This is a genomic window from Desulfurococcus mucosus DSM 2162, assembly GCF_000186365.1.
Taxonomy (GTDB): domain Archaea; phylum Thermoproteota; class Thermoprotei_A; order Sulfolobales; family Desulfurococcaceae; genus Desulfurococcus; species Desulfurococcus mucosus.
Genome location: NC_014961.1, coordinates 1,287,119 through 1,307,581, shown reverse-complemented (window position 1 = coordinate 1,307,581; position 20,463 = coordinate 1,287,119). Strand labels below are relative to the sequence as shown.

The 20,463-nt window shown below is 52.0% G+C and carries 25 protein-coding genes, 1 tRNA gene and 1 pseudogene; 24 read left to right on the top strand and 3 right to left on the bottom strand.

What is annotated here, in order from left to right:
- The first annotated feature begins 65 nt into the window (after positions 1-65).
- Genes DESMU_RS06965 through DESMU_RS06940 form a run of 6 tightly spaced genes read left to right on the top strand, consistent with a single transcriptional unit; the run spans position 66 to position 5,764 of the window.
- Positions 66-2,651, top strand: a complete 2,586-nt coding sequence (locus DESMU_RS06965; RefSeq protein WP_245526525.1) for a DNA-directed RNA polymerase subunit A' — start codon at positions 66-68, stop codon at positions 2,649-2,651.
- Between the two features lie 33 nt (positions 2,652-2,684).
- Complete coding sequence (gene rpoA2, locus DESMU_RS06960) at positions 2,685-3,875, top strand: DNA-directed RNA polymerase subunit A'' (RefSeq protein ID WP_425358437.1); 1,191 nt, start codon at positions 2,685-2,687, stop codon at positions 3,873-3,875.
- A complete protein-coding gene (locus DESMU_RS06955) occupies positions 3,868-4,188 on the top strand; it encodes a 50S ribosomal protein L30e (RefSeq protein WP_013562879.1) in 321 nt (106 codons plus the stop codon). The genes rpoA2 and DESMU_RS06955 overlap by 8 nt, the downstream gene beginning before the upstream one ends.
- Complete coding sequence (locus DESMU_RS06950; RefSeq protein WP_013562878.1) at positions 4,189-4,635, top strand: NusA-like transcription termination signal-binding factor; 447 nt, start codon at positions 4,189-4,191, stop codon at positions 4,633-4,635. It begins immediately after the preceding gene.
- Positions 4,636-4,663: 28 nt separating this feature from the next.
- Positions 4,664-5,110 (top strand): 30S ribosomal protein S12, encoded by a 447-nt coding sequence (locus DESMU_RS06945; RefSeq protein WP_013562877.1) that lies wholly within the window; start codon positions 4,664-4,666, stop codon positions 5,108-5,110.
- Positions 5,111-5,167: 57 nt separating this feature from the next.
- Positions 5,168-5,764, top strand: coding sequence for a 30S ribosomal protein S7 (locus tag DESMU_RS06940; RefSeq protein WP_013562876.1), 597 nt, complete (start codon positions 5,168-5,170; stop codon positions 5,762-5,764).
- A 98-nt stretch (positions 5,765-5,862) separates the two neighbouring features.
- Here DESMU_RS06940 and DESMU_RS07305 read toward each other — a convergent pair.
- A pseudogene (locus DESMU_RS07305) lies at positions 5,863-6,096 on the bottom strand (hypothetical protein); the annotation flags it as partial.
- 221 nt (positions 6,097-6,317) lie between these two features.
- Here DESMU_RS07305 and tuf point away from each other — a divergent pair.
- The 17 genes from tuf (at position 6,318) to rpl7ae (ending at position 17,697) form a co-directional block, all read left to right on the top strand.
- Positions 6,318-7,634 (top strand): translation elongation factor EF-1 subunit alpha, encoded by a 1,317-nt coding sequence (tuf, locus tag DESMU_RS06935; protein ID WP_013562875.1) that lies wholly within the window; start codon positions 6,318-6,320, stop codon positions 7,632-7,634.
- A 77-nt stretch (positions 7,635-7,711) separates the two neighbouring features.
- Entirely contained in the window at positions 7,712-8,023 is a 312-nt protein-coding gene (gene rpsJ / locus DESMU_RS06930) for a 30S ribosomal protein S10 (protein WP_013562874.1), read from the top strand.
- A 137-nt stretch (positions 8,024-8,160) separates the two neighbouring features.
- Positions 8,161-8,246, top strand: a tRNA-Ser gene (locus DESMU_RS06925).
- A gap of 130 nt (positions 8,247-8,376) precedes the next feature.
- Complete coding sequence (locus tag DESMU_RS06920; RefSeq protein WP_013562873.1) at positions 8,377-8,865, top strand: 30S ribosomal protein S13; 489 nt, start codon at positions 8,377-8,379, stop codon at positions 8,863-8,865.
- 5 nt (positions 8,866-8,870) lie between these two features.
- Complete coding sequence (locus tag DESMU_RS06915; RefSeq protein WP_013562872.1) at positions 8,871-9,383, top strand: 30S ribosomal protein S4; 513 nt, start codon at positions 8,871-8,873, stop codon at positions 9,381-9,383.
- Between the two features lie 7 nt (positions 9,384-9,390).
- Positions 9,391-9,792 (top strand): 30S ribosomal protein S11, encoded by a 402-nt coding sequence (locus DESMU_RS06910; protein WP_013562871.1) that lies wholly within the window; start codon positions 9,391-9,393, stop codon positions 9,790-9,792.
- A gap of 22 nt (positions 9,793-9,814) precedes the next feature.
- Positions 9,815-10,657: a DNA-directed RNA polymerase subunit D gene (locus tag DESMU_RS06905; protein ID WP_013562870.1), complete on the top strand. Its 843-nt coding sequence runs from the start codon at positions 9,815-9,817 to the stop codon at positions 10,655-10,657.
- Positions 10,654-11,016, top strand: coding sequence for a 50S ribosomal protein L18e (locus DESMU_RS06900; protein ID WP_013562869.1), 363 nt, complete (start codon positions 10,654-10,656; stop codon positions 11,014-11,016). Before DESMU_RS06905 ends, DESMU_RS06900 begins: the two co-directional genes overlap by 4 nt.
- Positions 11,017-11,021: 5 nt before the next feature.
- Positions 11,022-11,474, top strand: a complete 453-nt coding sequence (locus DESMU_RS06895) for a 50S ribosomal protein L13 (protein ID WP_013562868.1) — start codon at positions 11,022-11,024, stop codon at positions 11,472-11,474.
- Positions 11,471-11,893 (top strand): 30S ribosomal protein S9, encoded by a 423-nt coding sequence (locus tag DESMU_RS06890; protein WP_013562867.1) that lies wholly within the window; start codon positions 11,471-11,473, stop codon positions 11,891-11,893. Before DESMU_RS06895 ends, DESMU_RS06890 begins: the two co-directional genes overlap by 4 nt.
- Before the next feature lie 9 nt (positions 11,894-11,902).
- Positions 11,903-12,103, top strand: coding sequence for a DNA-directed RNA polymerase subunit N (locus DESMU_RS06885; protein WP_013562866.1), 201 nt, complete (start codon positions 11,903-11,905; stop codon positions 12,101-12,103).
- Positions 12,104-12,113: 10 nt separating this feature from the next.
- The gene (gene rpsB / locus DESMU_RS06880; RefSeq protein WP_013562865.1) at positions 12,114-12,773 is read left to right on the top strand and encodes a 30S ribosomal protein S2; all 660 of its coding nucleotides are present in this window, start codon (positions 12,114-12,116) and stop codon (positions 12,771-12,773) included.
- A 133-nt stretch (positions 12,774-12,906) separates the two neighbouring features.
- Positions 12,907-13,758, top strand: coding sequence for an AmmeMemoRadiSam system protein B (gene amrB, locus DESMU_RS06875; protein ID WP_013562864.1), 852 nt, complete (start codon positions 12,907-12,909; stop codon positions 13,756-13,758).
- Between the two features lie 52 nt (positions 13,759-13,810).
- The gene (gene fni, locus DESMU_RS06870; protein WP_013562863.1) at positions 13,811-14,929 is read left to right on the top strand and encodes a type 2 isopentenyl-diphosphate Delta-isomerase; all 1,119 of its coding nucleotides are present in this window, start codon (positions 13,811-13,813) and stop codon (positions 14,927-14,929) included.
- Positions 14,926-15,411 carry a DUF2118 domain-containing protein gene (locus tag DESMU_RS06865; protein ID WP_013562862.1) on the top strand — a complete coding sequence of 162 codons (486 nt, stop codon included), beginning with the start codon at positions 14,926-14,928 and terminating at the stop codon, positions 15,409-15,411. Before fni ends, DESMU_RS06865 begins: the two co-directional genes overlap by 4 nt.
- Entirely contained in the window at positions 15,380-17,149 is a 1,770-nt protein-coding gene (locus tag DESMU_RS06860) for a glutamate--tRNA ligase (protein ID WP_013562861.1), read from the top strand. Before DESMU_RS06865 ends, DESMU_RS06860 begins: the two co-directional genes overlap by 32 nt.
- Before the next feature lie 164 nt (positions 17,150-17,313).
- Positions 17,314-17,697, top strand: a complete 384-nt coding sequence (gene rpl7ae, locus DESMU_RS06855; RefSeq protein WP_013562860.1) for a 50S ribosomal protein L7Ae — start codon at positions 17,314-17,316, stop codon at positions 17,695-17,697.
- A 189-nt stretch (positions 17,698-17,886) separates the two neighbouring features.
- Here the strand turns inward: rpl7ae and DESMU_RS06850 are convergent, their stop codons facing one another.
- On the bottom strand, positions 17,887-18,159 hold the full coding sequence (locus tag DESMU_RS06850) for a 30S ribosomal protein S28e (RefSeq protein ID WP_013562859.1): 273 nt from the start codon (positions 18,157-18,159) through the stop codon (positions 17,887-17,889).
- Between the two features lie 110 nt (positions 18,160-18,269).
- On the opposite strand from DESMU_RS06850, the gene DESMU_RS06845 reads away from it, so the two are divergent.
- On the top strand, positions 18,270-18,455 hold the full coding sequence (locus DESMU_RS06845) for a 50S ribosomal protein L24e (RefSeq protein WP_013562858.1): 186 nt from the start codon (positions 18,270-18,272) through the stop codon (positions 18,453-18,455).
- Between the two features lie 145 nt (positions 18,456-18,600).
- On the opposite strand, the gene infB is transcribed toward DESMU_RS06845, so the two are convergent.
- Positions 18,601-20,415 (bottom strand): translation initiation factor IF-2, encoded by a 1,815-nt coding sequence (infB, locus tag DESMU_RS06840; RefSeq protein ID WP_013562857.1) that lies wholly within the window; start codon positions 20,413-20,415, stop codon positions 18,601-18,603.
- Positions 20,416-20,463 lie beyond the last annotated feature (48 nt).

Sequence of the window (20,463 nt, the reverse complement as noted above, 5' to 3'; positions counted from 1 at the left end):
GGGTTATAACCAACAGGATAACCCGTGTGAAGTTCGGGATACTTTCACCTGACGAGATTAGGAAGATGAGTGTCACGCAAATATTCTCCGCCGAGGTATACGATAACGACGGCTCCCCTATAGATGGAGGCGTAATGGATAGGAGGCTTGGCGCAATAGAGCCGGGTGAAGCCTGCCCTATCTGCGGCAACACGAGGGACTCATGCCCCGGGCACTTCGGCCACATAGAGCTAGCTAAGCCCGTTATACATGTCGGGTTCGTGAAACACATACTCATGTATCTGAGAGCCACGTGCAGGAATTGCGGGCGCCTCAAGATACCGGAGGAGGAGAGGAACGAGTACCTCCGCTTACTGAGCGACCTACATGAGCTGGGAGCACCCTACTTGATCAAAAGGTTCCATGAATACATTAGGAGGAAGGCTAGTGCGGCAGAAGTATGCCCTCACTGCGGTGTCAAACAGTACAAGGTTAAACTCGAGAAGCCGCATACATTCTACGAGCAGACCGAGAAGGGATTAGTCAAGTTAACGCCCAGCGAGGTCAGAGGCAGGCTCGAGAAGATACCCGACGACGACGTCAAGCTGCTGGGAGGAGACCCCAGGGACGCTAGGCCGGAGTGGATGGTTCTAACAGTGCTACCCGTACCCCCGAGAAGCGTGAGGCCTTCAGTACTGCTGGAAACAGGTATAAGGAGCGAAGATGACTTGACACATAAGCTCGTAGACATAATAAGGACTAACAACAGGCTCAGGGAGCACGTTGAAGGCGGGGCACCAAGCGCCATCATAGAGGATGAATGGGAGCTACTGCAGTACCATGTGACAACATACTTCGATAATGAGGCTCCAGGCATACCTGTTGCGAAGCACCGTAGCGGTAAGACCTTGAAGGGCATAGCGCAGCGGTTGAAGGGCAAGGAGGGCAGGTTCAGGAACAACCTCAGGGGGAAGAGGGTTGACTTCTCAGCTAGAACCGTTGTAAGCCCGGATCCAAGCCTCAGCATCAACGAGGTAGGGGTCCCTGAGGATGTAGCCAGGATACTGACGGTGCCGGAGAGGGTTACACCATGGAACATTGAGGAGATGCGGAGGCTAGTGTTGAATGGACCGGAGAAGTGGCCTGGAGCAAACTATGTCGTGAGACCGGATGGAAGGAAGATAAGCCTCAAGTTCGTTGACAGGAAGGCCGCGGCAGAGGCGCTTGAACCAGGCTTCATAGTGGAGAGGCATCTCATGGATGGAGACGTCGTGTTGTTTAACAGGCAGCCCTCACTCCACAGGATATCGGTGATGGCGCACATTGTAAGAGTGCTACCCTACAAGACGTTCCGCTTAAACCTACTCGTGTGCCCGCCCTACAACGCTGACTTCGATGGAGACGAGATGAACCTGCATGTACCTCAGAGCGAGGAGGCCAGGACGGAAGCCAGGCTACTAATGCTCGTGGAGAGACACATACTGACGCCGCGTTACGGAGGACCCATAATAGGCGGCCTCCAGGACTATATAAGTGGAGCATATATCCTGACAAGTAAGACAACCCTTCTCAGCAAGGACGACGTGGTAGACCTCCTCGCTGTGACAGGCTATAAAGGGGAGATACCGGAGCCAGCGATCCTAAAGCCGCGGGAACTGTGGACCGGGAAGCAGCTTGTATCACTCTTCCTCCCCAAGGACTTCAACTATAAGAGGAACTCGAAGATAGGTAGTGCTGCAGCGTTGAGATGCATTGACGAAGACTGCCCCCATGACAGCATGGTGATAGTTAAGAACGGCGTGCTCCTAGAGGGAGTACTGGATAAAGCCAGCATAGGGAGAGAGGAGCCGGAGAGCCTTGTACACTGGCTCATAAAGGAGTACGGTGAGGACTACGGTAGAATGTTCATGGATAGAGTGTACAAGATGTTCATAAGGATGTCGGAGAAACACGGCTTCACAATGAGCTACAGTCACCTGACGCTACCAGAAGAGGCTCGCAACAGGCTAAGGGAGATAATACTCGAGAAGAAACGGGAGGTTGAAGAACTAATATCGAAGTACAGGAGGGGAGAACTACAGGCAAGGCCAGGTAAGACCCCCGAGGAGACATTGGAGGACGAGATAATCGATACTCTTTCAAAGAAGCTGCTGGACAGCGTTGCCGAGGTGATAACACCATACTTCACACTGGTGAACCCAGTGGTAGTCATGGCTAGAACCGGTGCCAGAGGAAACCCGGTTAACCTGACACAGATGGCGGCACTACTAGGGCAGCAAACGGTTCGAGGTAAACGACTCACAAGAGGCTACCTCGGAAGGGCACTACCCCACTTCAAGCCCGAGGACCTGGGACCCGAAGCCAGGGGCTTCATAGCCAACGGGTTCGTGAACGGGTTGAACCCGGTTGAAATGTTCTTCCATGCGGCTGCCGGAAGAGAAGGATTAATCGACACCGCTGTGAGGACAAGCCAGTCGGGATACATGCAGAGGCGTTTAATAAACGCGCTACAGGATCTAAGAGTCGAGTACGATGGGAGCGTCCGCCTAACCACTGGTGAAATAGTTCAACTACTATACGGTGAGGACGGCGTAGACCCCATGAAGAGTGACCACGGGAGATCAGTCAACGTGGATAGAGTCGTCGAGAAAGTGTTCGGGGGTAGAGGTTAGATGCATGGGCTCTCAGCCGAGGAGATCCAGCGCATCATAGATGAGAAGCTGAAGGGACGTGTAAGCCCACAGGTATACGAGGAGGTACGCGGGAAGCTGTTGAACATAGCTGGGAGAATCAGGGTTACAGTGGATGATGTTGAGAGACTCGTGGAACACGTTGTTGAAAGGTATCATTCATCACTCATAGAGCCAGGCGAGGCTGTTGGAACCATTGCGGCACAGAGCCTTGGAGAGCCTTCAACACAGATGACACTGAGGGTCTTCCACTACGCCGGTGTACGTGAGTACAATGTAACCCTGGGTCTGCCGAGGCTCATAGAGATAGTTGACGCCAGGAAGAAGCCGGAGACACCTATCACAGAGATATACCTGGTCGACGAGTACAAGGGGAGCGAGGAGAAAGCCAGGGAGATAGCGAGACGGATAGAGGCAACATACGTGGAGAACATTGTAAAGGAGCTAGACATAGACCTCTTCGAGGGTAAGGCAACGCTGCGACTCGACCCCGAGATGCTTGAAGACAAGGGTGTCTCAGTAGGCGAGGTGATCGAGAAGCTTGAGGAGCTCGGGGTAGGGGATGTATCAGAAGGCGACAACCCCTACGAGGTGGTGATCTCCCTTAAGGAGGAGTACCTGGATTACGGTAAGCTGGAGAAGTTGAGGAGCAAGATCCTCAGTACGCACTTGAAGGGGATTAAGGAGATACGGAAGGTGATAATTCAGAAGAGAGGCGACGAATACGTCATAGTTGCTGAGGGAAGCAACCTAGAGGAAGTGATGCGCGTCGAGGGCGTTGACTGGAGGAGGGTTTACACTAATAATATACAGGAGATAGAGGAGGTTCTAGGCATAGAAGCCGCACGGCAGGCGATAATAAGGGAGATAAGAGAGATACTCGAGGACCAGGGCCTCGACGTCGACATAAGGCACATAATGCTCCTAGCAGACATGATGACGTGGACCGGGCATGTGAGACAGGTTGGTAGAATGGGTGTAGCAGGCGAGAAGCCGAGCGTGCTGGCTAAGGCGACATTCGAGATGACTGTTCAGAAGCTCCTCGAGTCAGCCGCCACGGGCGAGGAGGACAAGCTATACGGGGTCACGGAAAACATTATAATAGGCCAGATAATACCTGTAGGAACGGGCACGGTACATGTTTATATGACCCCAAGCATATTAAAGAGCGATTCCGGTAGTGGTAAAGGTGATAGAAGTGAGTAGCCAGGTTGACCTGCTTAAGGCTATCAGGGTAGCAGCTGAGACAGGGCACGTAGTATACGGTGCCAGAGAGGTTAGGAGGCTCGTCTTGCATGGGAAGGCTAAAGCAGTCATCATAGCAGTCAACGCGCCTCCAGAGGTGAAGAGGGATTTAACATACTATGCGAAGCTAAGCGGTATCCCGGTGATAAAGTTCCCGGGAACCAACATGGAGCTGGGAACACTACTGGGGCGACCCCACAGTATTTCATCGATAGCCGTGGTGGACCCCGGTCAATCAAACATACTTGAGCTGGCTGAAGGGGTGCAGGAATAGATGAGTAGCGATAAGTCACAGGTCAAGATAACCCCGGACGAGTTCCGTTTCATGGCCCTGTTAAACGAGCTCACAGGCGCCGTTGTAAGGGACTGCATAGTTGAAGAGGAGAACAACCGAGTCATATTCCTAGTCAACCCCGAGGATGTTGGAAGAGCCATAGGGCCCAAGGGGTTCTTCGTCCAGAGATTGAAGAAGATACTTAACAAGAACATTGAGATCGTGGGATACAGCAGTAACCTGGAGGAGCAGGTTAAATACGCGCTTGCACCGGCAAGGATAAAGGAGATAAAGCTATCGACGAAGCCTGATGGAAGCAAAGTCCTCTACGTGGCAGTGGATCCAGCCGATAAAGGGATAGCAATAGGTAAAAACGGTAGAAACGTCCAGAGAGCCAGGCTTATTTTAAAAAGGCATTTCGATATAGATTCAGTGGTTATAGCGTGAGCAAGAGGCTCTCGCAGGGAGGGATAAGATGCCCGGTAAGAAGGCTCCAGCTGGATTATACGCGGCTAGAAAGCTCGAGGAGAAAAGGCTGAAGTTCCGTTGGAGCCAAAGGGATTTCAAGCGTAGAATGCTGAGGAAGACAGGCAAGCTAAGGGACCCCTTGGAAGGAGCACCAATGGCCAGGGGGATAGTACTGGAGAAAGTGGGAATAGAGTCCCGTAAGCCGAACTCAGCTGTGAGGAAATGTGTAAGGGTGCAACTAGTCAAGAACGGAAAGGTTGTCACAGCCTTCGTCCCATGGGACGGTGGAGTAAACTACATAGATGAACACGACGAGGTAATAATAGAGGGCATAGGTGGCCCACTAGGCGGCTCCCTGGGAGACATCCCGGGAGTAAGATACAAGGTTGTAATGGTCAACGGCGTCTCACTCAAGGCACTCTGGCTTGGAAAGAAGCAGAAGCCTGTCAGGTAAGGGAAACCACATGGTTTTAAACCGCTCAGCAGATATTGAACCAGAAGGTGTTTACCCATGGAGAACACTGGTTCAAGAGAGCTTGTAATCAAGGAGATAAAGCTGTTCAACAAGTGGAGCTACGACTTCATAGAGGTCAGGGATCCAAGCCTGAAGAAATACATCTGTCTGAAACCAGTATACCTGCCGCACACAGGCGGAAGACATGAACATAGACGCTTCGGTAAGACCCATGTACCCATAGTTGAGAGACTGATAAACAAGGTGATGCGGCCGGGTAGAAACATGGGTAAGAAGCATCTAGCATACAACATAGTCAAGAAGGCCTTCGACATAATTCACATAAAGACGGGTGAAAACCCCATACAGGTATTGGTGCGGGCGATCGAGAACGCTGCGCCAAGAGAGGAGACCACGAGGATAATGTATGGTGGAATAACATACCACGTCTCCGTAGACGTAGCACCACTGAGGAGAATAGACCTAGCACTGAGACACCTAACCGAGGGCGCGAGGATGAAGGCTTTCCACAGCCCTATCCCCATAGAGGAGGCGCTTGCAGAGGAAATAGTGCTCGCCGCCTCAAACGATCCAAAGAGCTACGCTATACAGAAGAAAGAGGAGATAGAAAGAATAGCGTTAAGCAGCAGGTAGCCCAGACACACCACTGCTTTCACACCCACAGTCCACTCCTCCCCATTCATGAAAACACTGCGGGAAACACGAGAACCCTTCACCCCACTGAAAAACCCTTATCGCCTCCCTGCTACACCACTGTTGAACCGACCTCCTCCCCGCCCTAAAAGGGCGGGGTTTCCCTGTTTAGGGGTTCGCTGGTTCCCCTGCATCTCCCCGGGTTTACACATCTCCTCTGCAGGGCGGTCAGAGAGCTCCGTCTGGGTTAGGGCTTCCACACGTATGTTTAACACTGCGACAGTATCCCTGTCGGCTTCGAAGCCGCAACCAGTGCACTTCAACCTCCTATACTCGTTTTCAGCGAGCCTGAAGCCGCATCTTGGGCAGGCTGTAGATGCCCCTTAGGGTCGACGGCTACGTGTGTAATGTTAGGCTTGGAGCACGCGGTGAATCGTGAAATGAAGGCAGTCCTCGTCAATGCTGCACCAGTGGTGTAGGAGGGTGCTTTTATAAATACCCTAAACTTATTAAACTAGAGATGACATGTTGATGAGGTTGAAAGGTGGTAGAAGTGAGTGCACCGCAGAAGCCACATTTAAATATAGTGATAATAGGGCACGTAGACCACGGTAAAAGCACGATGACAGGACACATACTGTACCGTCTAGGATACTTCGACGAGAAGACAGTGAAGATGATCGAGGAAGAGTCCAAGAAGATGGGTAAGGAGAGCTTCAAGTTCGCGTGGCTACTCGACAGAATGAAGGAGGAGCGTGAGCGTGGAGTCACTATATCGCTGTCGTACATGAAGTTCGAGACGAAGAAGTACTTCTTCACCATTATCGATGCCCCTGGCCACAGGGACTTCGTTAAGAACATGATTACCGGTGCAAGCCAGGCTGATGCAGCGATCCTCGTGGTGAGCGCTAGGAAGGGTGAGTTCGAGGCAGGGATGAGTGCTGAGGGCCAGACACGTGAGCACGCTATACTAGCGAGAACCATGGGTATAAACCAGTTGATCGTCGCGATAAACAAGATGGATGCCACTGAGCCACCGTACAGTGAGAAGAGATACAATGAGATCAAGGAGATCCTGGGGAAGTTCCTGAAGGGACTCGGCTACGATGTCTCGAAGATACCCTTCATACCTATATCGGCTTGGACCGGTGAGAACCTGATAGAGCGCTCGCCTAACATGCCATGGTACAATGGTCCTACACTAGTGGAGGCACTGGATACACTGGAGGTCCCGCCTAAACCCATAAACAAGCCGCTGAGGATACCGATACAGGACGTCTACAATATCTCTGGAATAGGCGTTGTACCAGTGGGCAGGGTTGAGACAGGTGTACTGAAGGTTGGCGACAAAGTAGTGTTCATGCCAGCCGGGCTCGTGGCCGAGGTCAAGAGCATAGAGACACACCACACTAAGATAGAGAAGGCTGAGCCAGGCGACAACATCGGGTTCAACGTGAAAGGCGTGGAGAAGAAGGATATTAAGCGTGGAGACGTAGCAGGCTCACTGGATGTCCCGCCAACCGTGGCAGACGAGTTCACGGCTAGAATAATGGTTATGTGGCATCCAACAGCCATAGCGGTTGGATACACGCCGGTGATACATGTCCACACAGCCAGCGTAGCCTGCAGGATAACCGAGATCATAGCGAAGATTGACCCGAGGACCGGTAAGGAAATCGAGAAGAACCCGCAGTTCCTGAAGCAGGGCGACATAGCGATAGTGAAGTTCAAGCCGATTAAGCCGCTGGTAGTGGAGAAGTACTCGGACTTCCCAGGCCTTGGAAGATTCGCTATGAGAGACATGGGTAAGACTATAGGTATAGGCCAAGTGCTCGAGATAAAGCCTGCACAGGTCAACATTAAGAAGTAGAATCTTTTTTAAGCCCGGATGAGTCTCACATCAACTTTCAGGGGTGCTTACCGAGCCGCTGCCCAAGGTTGATCAATATGTCTGCGACACGAATGGTTAAGATAAAGATTTGGAGCACTAATGTAAAGGTACTCGATGATTTCGTAGGTAAAATAACGGATATAGTGAAGAAGACCGGTGTCAGAATGGATGGCCCCATACCACTACCCACTAAGAGAATGAAGATTAGAACCATGAAGCTGCCTCACGGCGAGGGCAAGAAGAAATATGAGAAGTGGGAGATGAGGATCCACAAGAGGCTACTCTACATAGCCGAAGATGAAAGAGTAATGAAGCAGTTGATAAGGGTAAGGATACCCCCCGAGATATGGATGGAGATAGAGATATAGGGACACATGGTTTTACATAAGGTACCCCTATACAACTCCTCCCTGGATTGCAGATCTATCCTCCCCCGCCCTGAAGGGCAAGGACCCCCGTTTAGGAAAGAGATATAAGCCGCCAGCATTAATTAACCGAGTGGGGAGCCGGGGTGCCCGAGCGGTTCAAGGGGCTGGCCTGGAGAGCCAGTGCCCCGAAAGGGGCACGCGGGTTCGAATCCCGCCCCCGGCGCCTAATCCTCTTCACGCAGGGCTCAATACTTATGCGTTGACGCGGGTCTTCATGAAGCTAAGCTTTAAAAACCGTCAACGGCTAATTAGATGGTAGTCGTACATGCTTACGAGTCAAAGTGGTGGAGGAGTTGAGTAGCAGGGAGAGCTTTAGACAGATAGTTAGAATACTTGAGACGGATGTCGATGGGGAGCTACCGTTAGTTTACGGTCTTTCAGAGGTAAAAGGGTTAGGATACGCGTTCAGCCTAGCTGTGTGCAGGGTGCTTGGACTGGATCCACGGCAACGCACGGGATTCCTGAGCGATGACACTGTGAAAAGCATTGAGGAAGTCGTCCGCAACCCAGGTAAGTATGGGATACCGGCATGGATCTACAATAGGCGGAAAGACTATGCTACGGGTCAAGACCTGCACTTGACTAGTGCGAACCTGATATATTATGTTAAAGAGGACATTGAGAGGGAGAAGCGCATTAAGAGCTGGCGCGGCATAAGGCATGCCTTGGGCTTAAAGGTCAGGGGCCAGCGCACTAGGACAACTGGTAGGACAGGTGTAACCGTGGGTGTCAGAAAGAAGAAGGCTGCTCAGCAACCGCAAGGAAAGAAGGAGCAAGGGTGATCTCCATGGGTGATCCACGTAAGCCGAGGAGAACATATGAGGGGCCACGCCACCCTTGGCGTCGCGACGTATTAATGTACGAGATGAGGCTCATAGGCACGTATGGATTAAGGAATAAGAGGGAGCTTTGGAAGGCCGCAACAATAGTGAGATACTATAGGCATAGAGCGAGATCCCTGTTAGCAGCCCCACAGGAGATCCGTGAAAAAGAGGAGAAGGCGCTCATAGGCAGGTTGATCAAGCTGGGGCTCCTCAAGGAGGGCGCCAAGCTCGACGACGTCCTAAACCTGAGGGTAGAGGATCTACTGGAGAGACGCTTGCAAACCCTTGTCTACAAGAAGGGCTTGGCTAAGACACTACATGAGGCACGCCAGCTAATCGTGCATGGCCATATAGCCATAGGTGGGAGGCGAATTAGGTCGCCTGGCAGGATAGTGAGCGTGGATGAGGAGCCGTTGATAGATTACTACCCGTTCAGCCCATTGAAGCAGAGGGCAAGCACGGAGGTCCAGGGGTGAGTGGTAGATGGCGTTCTCGATGAGAGAGCTGAAGTGGGGGATAGCCCACATCTACAGTAGCCCCAATAACACTATAATACACATAACCGATGTCACCGGGGCTGAAACAGTGAGCAGGTGGAGCGGCGGAATGGTTGTTAAAGCAGACAGGGAGAAGCCGAGCCCCTATGCAGCAATGATGGCTGCATCCAGGGCAGCAAACGAAGCCATGGATAAAGGCATCACTGCTCTACACATAAAGGTGAGGGCGCCAGGGGGACACGGCCCGAAGACACCGGGTCCAGGTGCGCAGGCAGCGATCAGGGCGCTGGCGAGATCAGGGTTCATAATAGGCAGGATAGAGGATGTAACACCGATACCCCATGACACCACGAGGAGGCCCGGCGGTAGAAGAGGAAGAAGAATGTAGAGCCCCACGGGTGTTTTTAGGCTTGCAACTAGACATCATAGAGAAAACCCCCTACACCATCAAGCTCCACCTCAAGGGCATACCGCTACACGTAGTCAACTCTCTGAGGAGAACCATTATATCAGAAGTACCCACTATGGCCGTGGACTATGTGGCGATAACAGAGAACTCCAGCGTCTTCTACGATGAATACATAGCGCACAGGCTTGGCCTGATACCATTGAAGAGCGATGAAGCACTCCACAAGTATAAGCCGCCAGAGGAATGCGCTGAGGCAGGCGAGAAGGGAGTCTTCTCACAGGACTGCTTCGCAACACTGAGGCTGGAGGCCAAGGGCCCCGAGGACGGCGTCCTAACAATATACAGCGAAATGCTTGAGAGCAGCGATCCCGATGTGACCCCTGTGTACGGGAAGGTGCCGGTTGTCAGGCTAACAAGGAACCAGAGCATCAGGCTCGAGGCCTATGCGAGACTGGGCCGTGGGAAAGAACACGCTAAATGGAGCCCTGTCTCAGTCGCCACCCATAAGTATATCCCGGTTATAACCGTCAACGCTGAGAAATGCCAGGGCACCAAGTGCTCCAGGTGCGCCAACACGTGTCCCAAAGGCGTGTTCGAGGCATCCGGGGACGCGATAAGGGTTAAGGAGGACAGGGTGCTCGAGTGCACTTTCTGCAGGCTGTGCGAGAACACGTGCCCCGCAGGCGCTGTAAAAGTATCCTGGAGGGACAACGAGTACATTCTTAGCCTGGAGCTCACGGGGGCTTTAAGCGCTAGAAATGTTTTATTAGAGGCCGTGAACATTCTAAGTAGGAAACTGGATGCTTTCATGGATGAATTAAGGAGAAACGGTGTTGTAACGTGAGCGGGTTGAAGAAGACGAACATAGTCTTAAGGAAAACGATAGAGGAGTTGAGGAGGCAGGCATCCCGGAGCAATGCACCCATATGGGGTGCTGTCGCGGAGGAACTCTCGAAGCCGACGCGTAGGAGGAGGGCCGTCAACGTGAGCAGGATAAACAGGCATACGGCGCCAGGCGACATAGTAGTGGTGCCTGGAAAAGTGCTTGGAGCAGGCGACCTCGACCACCCTGTCACCGTGGCTGCATTCAGTTTCTCGAAGACAGCCATAGAGAAGATAGTGCGGAGCGGGGGCAGGGTCCTCCACATCATGGATTTACTGAGGGAGAACCCGTCGGGAAGCAATGTTAAGATCATTGGGTGAACCATATGAGTGAGGAGAAAATACTCTACGTGGATGCATCGAACCAGGTGCTTGGACGAGTAGCCAGCATAGTGGCCAAGAAACTGCTTGAAGGCTACAGGGTCATAGTCGTAAACGCTGAGAAAGCCGTGGTGAGCGGCGAGAAGAACAGGGTTATAGCCGGCTACAAGCTACTGTTAAATGTTAAAACCCACTATAATCCCGAGAAAACAGGTATCAGGAGGCCGAGGACACCCGTAAACATATTTAAGAGAACCGTGAGAGGCATGCTGCCAGTAGACCAGCCGAAGGGGAGGGAGGCGTATAGGAGGCTCAGAGTCTACGTAGGCGTACCCAGCAGCATGAAGAACGTTCAGTTCACGCAGTTCCCGGAGGCATCCGCATCCAGGCTTAGAAACAGGTTTGTTTACCTGGAGGAAATAGCTAGAGCCATGGGTTGGAGGGGTGTGAGGAAGTGAGCGAGGCAACCAGTGAGAGAGTGAAAATAGTGGTGTCCTCAGGGAAGAGGAAGACCAGTATAGCGAGAGCAGTGATAAAGCCTGGAGCTGGAAGAGTCTGGATAAACAACACTCCACTGGAGATCATACCGTTCGAACTAGCGAGAATGAAGATCCTTGAACCACTGCTACTGATAGGGGACCTCGCTAAAACCATTGATGTAAAGGTGAATGTGAACGGCGGAGGCTACATGAGCCAGGCTGAAGCAGCCAGGATAGCTATTGCAAGAGGCCTGGTTGAATTCTTCGAAAGCGACCATGTGAAAACAATCCTGAAAGAGTACGACAGGTACATGTTAAGCGGGGATCCACGTCAAACAGAACCCAAGAAGTGGGGCAGGTATAGTGCGAGGAGGAGATGGCAGAAGAGCTACAGGTAGGTGGGCGTATTGCTATTCCCCGTGAGATGCTTCACATGCGGTAGGCCGATAGGGCACCTCTGGGACGAATACATTAAGAGAGTAGAGCAGGGAGAAGAGCCTGGCAAAGTACTCGACGACCTAGGCGTGAAAAGGTATTGTTGCAGGAGAATGTTTTTATCATATGTAGACGTATCCAGGGAGATACTATACTTCCCGAAGATTTCGTAGGGTGATACATATGAGTGAGACACCTGGAACACCAGGGGGAGAAGAACCACCCATTTCAAAACCCGAGGGCGGCGTAATAGAGCTACTGGTACCAATAGAGAAATACCTGTCGGCCGGCGTACACATAGGTACACATATATGCACGAAGTTCATGGAGCCCTTCGTATACAGGGTGAGGTCGGACGGCCTATACATATTGGACGTCAGGAAGATCGATGAAAGACTCAGGATAGCCGGTAAATTCCTCTCACGATACCAGCCTGAGAAAATAGCCGTGGTCTCAGTGAGACAGTATGGTAGGAAACCAGCCCAGAAGATGTGCCAGTACGTTGGATGCAAACCATTCACCGGTAGATTCATGCCGGGAACATTCACTAACCCAAGCCTCAAAATATACTTCGAACCAGACGTAGTAGTGGTCACAGACACCAGGTCCGATGCACAAGCACTCAAGGAGGCTGCTGAAACAGGCATACCGATAGTGGCTTTCGCCGACACTGATAACAGGGTTGACTACGTAGACCTCATAATACCAGGAAACAACAAGGGGAGGAAGAGTCTCGCACTACTATACTGGATACTTACACGGCAAATACTCCGTGAAAAAGGCGCAATACCGCCCAACGCCGAGCTCCCCGAGCAGCCAACGGACTTCGAGGCATCCCTGTAGAAGGCTTTTCAATACATTCAAAGCCGGCTTCACCCTTTTACATCCTCCTTGACGGGGATTCGTGTCGAGCCCCTGAGAGGCTTGAATCATTATTAGCCTACCAATGGATCCTATTATGTGGAAGGGGGATTTCATGAAGAGGAGAACCGCTGTAGTAGCCGGGTATTTTTACCCGGATAAACGGGAGGAGCTTGTGAAGGTAATAGAGTGGTCCTTTAAACACGGGGTCGGGCCGGGTAGCACTCCCTCGGTGTCAGAGGCCCCTGTAAGCAACATAATAGGTTACGTGGTGCCCCATGCAGGCTACATCTACAGTGGCCCGGTGGCTGCTCACGCGTATTACGATATGGCTGTGAACGGTAGGCCTGATACAATAGTGATCCTCGGCACTAATCACACCGGGATGGGGAGAATTGTATCAGTGTATCCCGGGGGCTTATGGGAAACCCCGATCGGGGATCTCACTGTAGACGGGGAGGTGGCTGAGGGCATAGTCAAGCACAGCAGTGTAGCCGAGTTCGACGAGTATGCACATCTAGAAGAACACTCTGTGGAGGTGCAGCTTCCATTCATCGCATACCTCTACAATGGACGCGTGAGAATAGTACCAGTGGTTATCAGAGTCCACACGCCCGATATCGCCAGGGATCTGGCTGAAGCAATACGCAGGGTTACAGAATCCTCCGGTAAGAAGATAATCATACTGGCCAGCAGCGACTTCAACCACTACGAGCCACATGATGAAACCGTTAGGAAGGATATGGCGGCGATAAACGAGATACTTAAGTTGGATAGCGATGGATTCTACAACACCATGTTACGCGACGACATAAGTATCTGTGGGCCAGGGGGCATCATGACTCTCATCGAGTACACTAGGATGCTTGGAGGCAAAGCACTCCTCTTGAAGCACGCTACGAGCGGGGACACCTCTGGAGACCGCTCCCATGTAGTCGGATACGCCAGTATAAAGTTTTATTTGTGAGACAACTCCTCTAGGATCCCGTATACATTTAATGCTGAAGGTCACGGTAGCCATGGATGAGGTTCAGAGCAGGAAGCTACACCACATAGAGGTAGCACTGGATCCACGCGTCGACTTCGAGGACAACTGCAGTGACCTCTACAGGGAGATACAGCTCGTGCACAGGGCTTTCCCAGGCTTCGAGCTCGGCGACGTCGACTCCTCACTAGAGTTCCTGGGCTACAGGCTTGAAGCACCTTTAATGATAACGGGTATGACGGGAGGCCACCCCTCGCTCACAGGCATAAACAGGGCGCTTGCAGAGCTAGCTGAGAAGAAGCGTGTGGCAATAGGTGTTGGCAGCCAGAGAGCCATTGTTACAAGCGGGTTCAGAGAGGATGTCGTGGCAAGCTACCGTGTCGTGAGAGATGTTGCGAGAGACGTGCCAGTCATAGGTAACATAGGCTTGAACACCTTGAACGATGTGGAATACGACACTATTGTTAAACTCGTCGAGGTACTTGAAGCCGACGCGCTGGCAATACACCTCAACCCAGCGCAGGAGGTAATACAGCCGGAGGGAGACACCAGGTTCAACCACAGGTTACTGGAGAAGGTTAGAGAGCTCGTTAAAACCCTTGGTAAACCAGTTATAGTCAAAGAGGTTGGCAACGGGTTATCCATGGAGACCGTTAAAGTATTCCATGACGCAGGCGTCAGAATATACGATGTGGCAGGTGCATGCGGCACAAACTGGGCTCTCGTCGAAGCACTCAGGAACCAGCCGGGCACCCCGCGCTACGAGTGCGGAATCATGCTGGCTAAATGGGGTATACCCACACCGCTCTCAGTGATCGAGACCCGCTTCACCGCAACCGACTCATTTATAATAGCGAGCGGCGGCGTCTGGGACGGCTTCAAGGCAGCTGTAAACATAGTGCTCGGCGCAGACATGGCTGGATTAGCCAAGCCGCTTCTGAAGAAGCTTCTCAAAGAGGGGTTGAAGCAGGCTGAAACATACCTCGACACATACGTCTTCGAGTTGAAGACAGCCATGTTCCTGAGCGGCGCTAGAACCCTCAGGGAGCTGAGGGAGGCACCAGTGATCCTCGGTGGAAGAGTGACGGGCATAATGCTTCAGAGAGGCATAGATCCAGCCACATATCTAAGGCAGGTGAGGAGAGGGTTTTGAGCGAGTACATCTTCCCAGAGATATTCGTTGAAGACGTTGAATCCAACAGGGTTATATGCGTCAAGGACTCGAAGTTCATCCTGCTGGAGAACACTGCCACTCGTGAAGAGTGCTCCAAGCACTATGGTAGCATACCATACGAGGAGGTCTTAAACTACGTAGATCTCGAGAAACCCGCCTTGAAGAGAAGCATAATAATCCTAGATAAGAAGAGGAACGGGGTAGCCCTATTATTCCCGGGGGAAACCCCCCTATGCCTCCAGGAGGTCAGGGGTAGAGCCGTATTCTACGTGGGGAACCCTGAACGTGTAAGGAAGGGGGATTTAATAGCGTACGTAACCACCAGGAAGAACGAGGTCAGGAACGAGTACTCACTGTGCGAGGGATTTTTACTGGCAGTCATTGATTTAACCTGGGAGAAACCTGAGAGGATAGTGGTGGTGGCGTCAAGTGAGCAACCCAGAGAAATCGCTCTTGGATAAGGTGAGGGAAGCCGCATTTAAACACGCATTAGTCAACGCTGTTAAACACGATGGGAAAGCAGATTTGAAAGCCGTGATGTCCAAGGTTATAGGTGAGACACCGGAGATACGTAGCCGGGTGAAAGAGTTCATTGAAGTAATACGGAGCATTGTTGAGGAAGTCAACAAGATGAGCCTCGAGGAGCAGCTTAAACTAGTGAAAACCAACTGGCCTGAGCTACTCGAGGAGAGGAAGGAGGCTAGGGAGAAGGAGCTCACCCCCCTCCCCAATGCCGAGGCCGGGAAGGTGGTAACCCGGTTCGCGCCGAACCCGGATTACACCATCCACCTGGGTAACGCGAGGCCGGCACTACTGAGCTACTGGTACGCCGAGCTCTACAATGGGAGAATGATACTCAGGTTCGAGGACACGGATCCAAGGATTAAATCACCCTACCCTGAAGCATACACTAAGATAAAGGATGCCTTGAGATGGCTCGGCGTTAAGTGGAGCGAGGAATATGTTCAGAGCCTCCGCATGGAGATATTCTATGAGGTAGCCAGGGAGCTGATAAAGAGGGGAGGCGCCTACGTCGACAACTGCAGGGACAAGGAGTTCCGCTCATATAGGAATGCTGGCAAGGCATGCCCCCATAGGGATACACCGGTTGAAGACAACCTGGAGAAGTTCGATAAGATGCTGGAGGGGCATTACGGTGAAGGAGAGGCAGTCCTAAGGGTTAAAACAGACCTAGCACACCCGGATCCAAGCGTCAGGGACTGGGTGGCTTTCCGGGTAATAGATACCTCTAAGACCCCTCACCCGGTGACCGGTGAAAGATATGTTGTATGGCCCACCTACAACTTCGCTGCCGGCGTAGACGACCACTTAATGGGCGTCACACACGTCCTCCGCGCCAAGGAACACGTATCAAACACTGTTAAACAGAAGTACCTCTACGACCACATGGGGTGGAAGTACCCTGAGACCATACACTTCGGCAGGCTCTCCCTGGAAGGAGTGATCCTAAGCAAATCCAAGATGAGGAGGCTCGTCAAGGAGCAGGGTATCTCCCCCTACGACGATCCGAGGCTGGGCACGATAAACGGGTTGAAGAGAAGGGGCATACTGAGGGAAACCATTTGGAAAATAGTGAAGGAGGTGGGCATAAAGCCCATAGACGCTAAGATAAGCCTCGTAAACCTGTACGCCATGAACAGGGTGCTAGTGGATCCAGTGGCAAACAGATACATGGCGGTTGATGAACCAATCCCCCTGGTGCTTAAGGGCTTAGAAGGAGAGTTGAAAGCCCAGATACCTGTCCACCCATCTAGAAGGGAGCACTACGAGTACACTCTAACCGATGACTCGGTGATCTACATTTCCTCAAGGGATCTAAGGCTCATACTCAACAGTGAGCACAGGGTCTTCAGGGCCATGGGGCTAGCTAACTTCACTATATCGGAACACGTGTTCATCGACGGGAAGCCAGCCCTAGTGGCCAGGTTACACAGCGTCTCACAGGATGATGCAAGGAGGATGAATGCACCGATAATACAATGGGTAAGCGATAAAGAGAAAGCCACTCTCTCCCTACTAGTGCCAAGCGACGTGGATCTCAAGGAAACCAGGTACCTCGTGGAGAAACGAATCCTCAGCGAGAAACCCGATTCAATAGTACAGCTCTACAGAGTCGGCTTCGCGAGAATAGACTCTGTTGGAAGAGACAGCGTCACAGCCGTCTTCTCACATGACTAACCATTTGACCCCGAACAGTCATTCCAACCTCTATACCCGTTCACACCCAGGGTGCCTCAGCCAGTGGTTTGAAACACGTTGCCACGGGAGCAAATGATTTATAAGAGCTTACACCACTCGATATAAGCCTGTAGACGACCTGAGTAAGGGAGGAGGATGAATACATGCCTAAGCCGTTTTACGTAAAGTTCGAGGTACCTGCGGAACTAGCTGAGAAAGTATACCAGGCGGTAGCGAAAGTTAGGGAAACCGGTGGAAAAGTCAAGAAGGGAACAAACGAGACCACGAAAGCTGTTGAGAGGGGGCAGGCTAAGCTAGTCGTAATAGCTGAGGATGTGGAGCCCCCGGAGATAGTGGCACACCTACCTCTACTCTGCGAGGAGAAGAAGATACCATACGTTTACGTGCCGAGCAAGCAGAAGCTGGGTCAGGCAGCCGGCATAGAGGTGTCAGCTGCCTCCGTAGCAATAGTTGATGTCGGCGGAGCAAAGGACATAGTCGACGAGGTCATTAAGAGCGTTCAACAGATAAGGACGCAGAGCGGTTGATCAACAGCCCTCACTATTTTTTAACCAACCCGAAAAGCCGGCAACACGCCTCCTGGAGACGCCGGCTTCAACCATGTTACCGCATACTGAACTCATGTGACCCAGCACAGCTGGAGCCCTAGTGTTTTGAAACAAGAGGATTCACGTGTTCAAGGATTTAGATGATGCATGCTTGGATTAGTTGAAAAGCTACTTCCTGCTGGTCAGCTTCCTGGCCTCTCTCTCAGTCTCCCTCAGTATAACTATGTCGCCTACTCTTACAGGCCCCTTGACATTCCTGGTTATTATCCTACCCCTATCCCTTCCCTCTAGCACTCTGACACGTACCTGTATTATCTCCCCTGTAACACCTGTTCGGCCGAGTATCTGTATCACCTCTGCAGGGAACCCTATCTCCTCTACTACATTCACGCTGGGCGATTTCAAGACCACTTTATCGCCTGTAGCACCACTCTCACTCATCGCTTCCACCGATTAGTTCTCCACATATTACTCGGGCTTTATAAGTGTTAGAGGGTATTTTAAAACCCTTGCCACCAATACATTGAGTAGCGTTAGAAAGGGTGTTTACCATGGTTAGGCAGGCTAAGTGCGTGTTCTGCGGCAGCGAGATAGAGCCTGGAACCGGTGTAATGTACGTCATGAATGACGGCACAATACTGTGGTTCTGTAGCAGTAAGTGCTTGAAGAACTATAGGATGAAGCGGGATCCAAGGAAGTATAAGTGGACCCTGAAGTATGGGCAGCAAGCAAAGTAGTGCCTCATGTATGGAGCCTGCTTTTTAAGGCGTCACACACAGTGTTCTAGTGGAAAGCCACCAGCTCCCTCTCCGCGGTTTGAACCAGGAATCATGGTTGAATAAGGCTGGGATACCGCTCCCTGATTACAGGAGAGCCTTTTCGTCAGGCTGTGAAAACCATCCCGTATAATGGGTCGCTCTTCCTCTTTATGCTTATTATTTCTTTGAGAACCAGCTTCTCGTCATCGCTTAGCTCGCTGTTGAAAGTCGTCAGCCAGAGGCGTACATGATCCCTTGGTATATCCGTGTACAATATGTCGCCTTCATCTATGTGTCTGCCGACCATCACCTTGCCCTTTATGCTTATGGCTACCTGTTGCCCGACGATCGCCTCCTTCAACACGTTGTCACGGTCACGTATCTGCATCACCGTGCCGATACTCCTGCCATCGGACGTCATCAACGGGTAGTTGGGCTTGATCCTCCCTCCGAGAACCTCGACGCCTACTATGGCTGGCTCACTCCTCCTGAAGACCGCGCCGGGTATCACCCTTATCTTACCGGGTCTTACAAGGGATTCCATTATTCTAGTCTTCTCCTGCTCCTTGAACTCCCTGTACCATTTAAAGTACTCCTCGAGCAACTGGTATATCACGTTATGCTTGAATACGGGGATGCCCTCCTTGGCTATCAGCTCCTCCGCCTCCGGGAGAACCTTGACGTTGAATGAGAGTATCACACCGTACTCGGGCTTAGACTTCTTCACCACGGAGGCCTCTATCACATCGTTCCTCGTCACATGGCCCACGTCAGCCAGCTTCACCGGGATGTTCTCCCGCCTCATAGCCTCTATCAAGGCCTCCAGGGTTCCCAGGGTGTCGGCCTTCAATACGACTCCGTCGCTCTCAGCCCTGAACCTTATCTGCGACACCTCCTCCTGCGTGATCCTCTTATACTCCTCCACCTTGTCATCGGATGGCACCACGTAGAAGGGGGAGCCGGCTAGTGCGTCCTCGAGCCCTGGTGCAGCTACTTTAACCCCTGTTGCAGCTGTCACAAGGTCGACGTTTATGAACCTGCCCTCATGCATCCTCATGTCTTGGAGAGGCCTAGGCATCAGTAGGCTCCTCACCCTTGTCACAATAGGGCCGTTCCTGCCTGCTACAACGAACACGTCGTTCCTCCTTAAGACGCCATCGTAGATTATGACGTCTATGGTGGTGCCGAGGCCGGGTTCCTCCTTCACCTCTAGGACCACTCCTTTAGCCGGCTCCTCGCTTGTCACAAGCCTCTTCTTCATGAACTGCTGTGAGAGACCGGCTATCAATGCCAGTAGCTCCGGTATCCCCTCACCTGTTTTAGCTGAGATGGGGACTATTGCTACTGTCCTCCTAAAGTCCCTGACCCTGTCGAATCTCTCGGCTTCGAATCCATGCTCGTAGAGCTTCCCAACCAACCCGTATATCTTCTCCTCCAGGAGGCTCAGCGTCCTAGGGCTTTGATCCCTTATGCTCTCGAGGAACGGTGTATCCGCATGGGGCTTCCATCCCTCAATCCTGTCTATCTTGTTTGCTGCGACAACGAATGGAACCTTCTTCTCCTTCAATATGTTGATCGCCTCCACGGTCTGCGGCTGGAACCCCTCTATGATGTCGACTACCAGTATAGCCATGTCAGCCACGCTACCACCTCTCTTCCTGAGGTTGCTGAAGAGCTCGTGGCCCGGGGTGTCGATGAAGAGGAGGCCGGGTATCTCTATCACGAGTTTCGGGAAATACTTCCTCAACGGCTCCGCCAGCTTCTTCAGGACGCTTGCAGGCACCACGCTTGCCCCCACGTGCTGCGTTATCTCACCGGGCTCCTTCCTAGCTACAGCCGTACCCCTTATCTTGTCTAGGAGCGTGGTCTTACCGTGATCCACGTGTCCCAATACAACTATTATCGGCTGCCTCATCCAGGTTTTCTTCTCGCCACTCAACCCTGAACACCGTGAAGTGAGCACTACTGCAGTAAGTTAACCGATACA

Excerpts from the sequence above, each read along its gene's own strand:
- DESMU_RS06965 (WP_245526525.1), top strand. The coding sequence starts at position 66 with ATGAGTGTCACGCAAATATTCTCCGCCGAGGTATACGATAACGACGGC.
- DESMU_RS06950 (WP_013562878.1), top strand. The coding sequence starts at position 4,189 with ATGAGTAGCGATAAGTCACAGGTCAAGATAACCCCGGACGAGTTCCGT.
- DESMU_RS06945 (WP_013562877.1), top strand. The coding sequence starts at position 4,664 with ATGCCCGGTAAGAAGGCTCCAGCTGGATTATACGCGGCTAGAAAGCTC.
- DESMU_RS06940 (WP_013562876.1), top strand. The coding sequence starts at position 5,168 with ATGGAGAACACTGGTTCAAGAGAGCTTGTAATCAAGGAGATAAAGCTG.
- rpsJ (WP_013562874.1), top strand. The coding sequence starts at position 7,712 with ATGTCTGCGACACGAATGGTTAAGATAAAGATTTGGAGCACTAATGTA.
- DESMU_RS06915 (WP_013562872.1), top strand. The coding sequence starts at position 8,871 with ATGGGTGATCCACGTAAGCCGAGGAGAACATATGAGGGGCCACGCCAC.
- DESMU_RS06910 (WP_013562871.1), top strand. The coding sequence starts at position 9,391 with ATGGCGTTCTCGATGAGAGAGCTGAAGTGGGGGATAGCCCACATCTAC.
- DESMU_RS06895 (WP_013562868.1), top strand. The coding sequence starts at position 11,022 with ATGAGTGAGGAGAAAATACTCTACGTGGATGCATCGAACCAGGTGCTT.
- rpsB (WP_013562865.1), top strand. The coding sequence starts at position 12,114 with ATGAGTGAGACACCTGGAACACCAGGGGGAGAAGAACCACCCATTTCA.
- amrB (WP_013562864.1), top strand. The coding sequence starts at position 12,907 with ATGAAGAGGAGAACCGCTGTAGTAGCCGGGTATTTTTACCCGGATAAA.
- fni (WP_013562863.1), top strand. The coding sequence starts at position 13,811 with ATGGATGAGGTTCAGAGCAGGAAGCTACACCACATAGAGGTAGCACTG.
- rpl7ae (WP_013562860.1), top strand. The coding sequence starts at position 17,314 with ATGCCTAAGCCGTTTTACGTAAAGTTCGAGGTACCTGCGGAACTAGCT.
- DESMU_RS06850 (WP_013562859.1), bottom strand. The coding sequence starts at position 18,159 with ATGAGTGAGAGTGGTGCTACAGGCGATAAAGTGGTCTTGAAATCGCCC.
- DESMU_RS06845 (WP_013562858.1), top strand. The coding sequence starts at position 18,270 with ATGGTTAGGCAGGCTAAGTGCGTGTTCTGCGGCAGCGAGATAGAGCCT.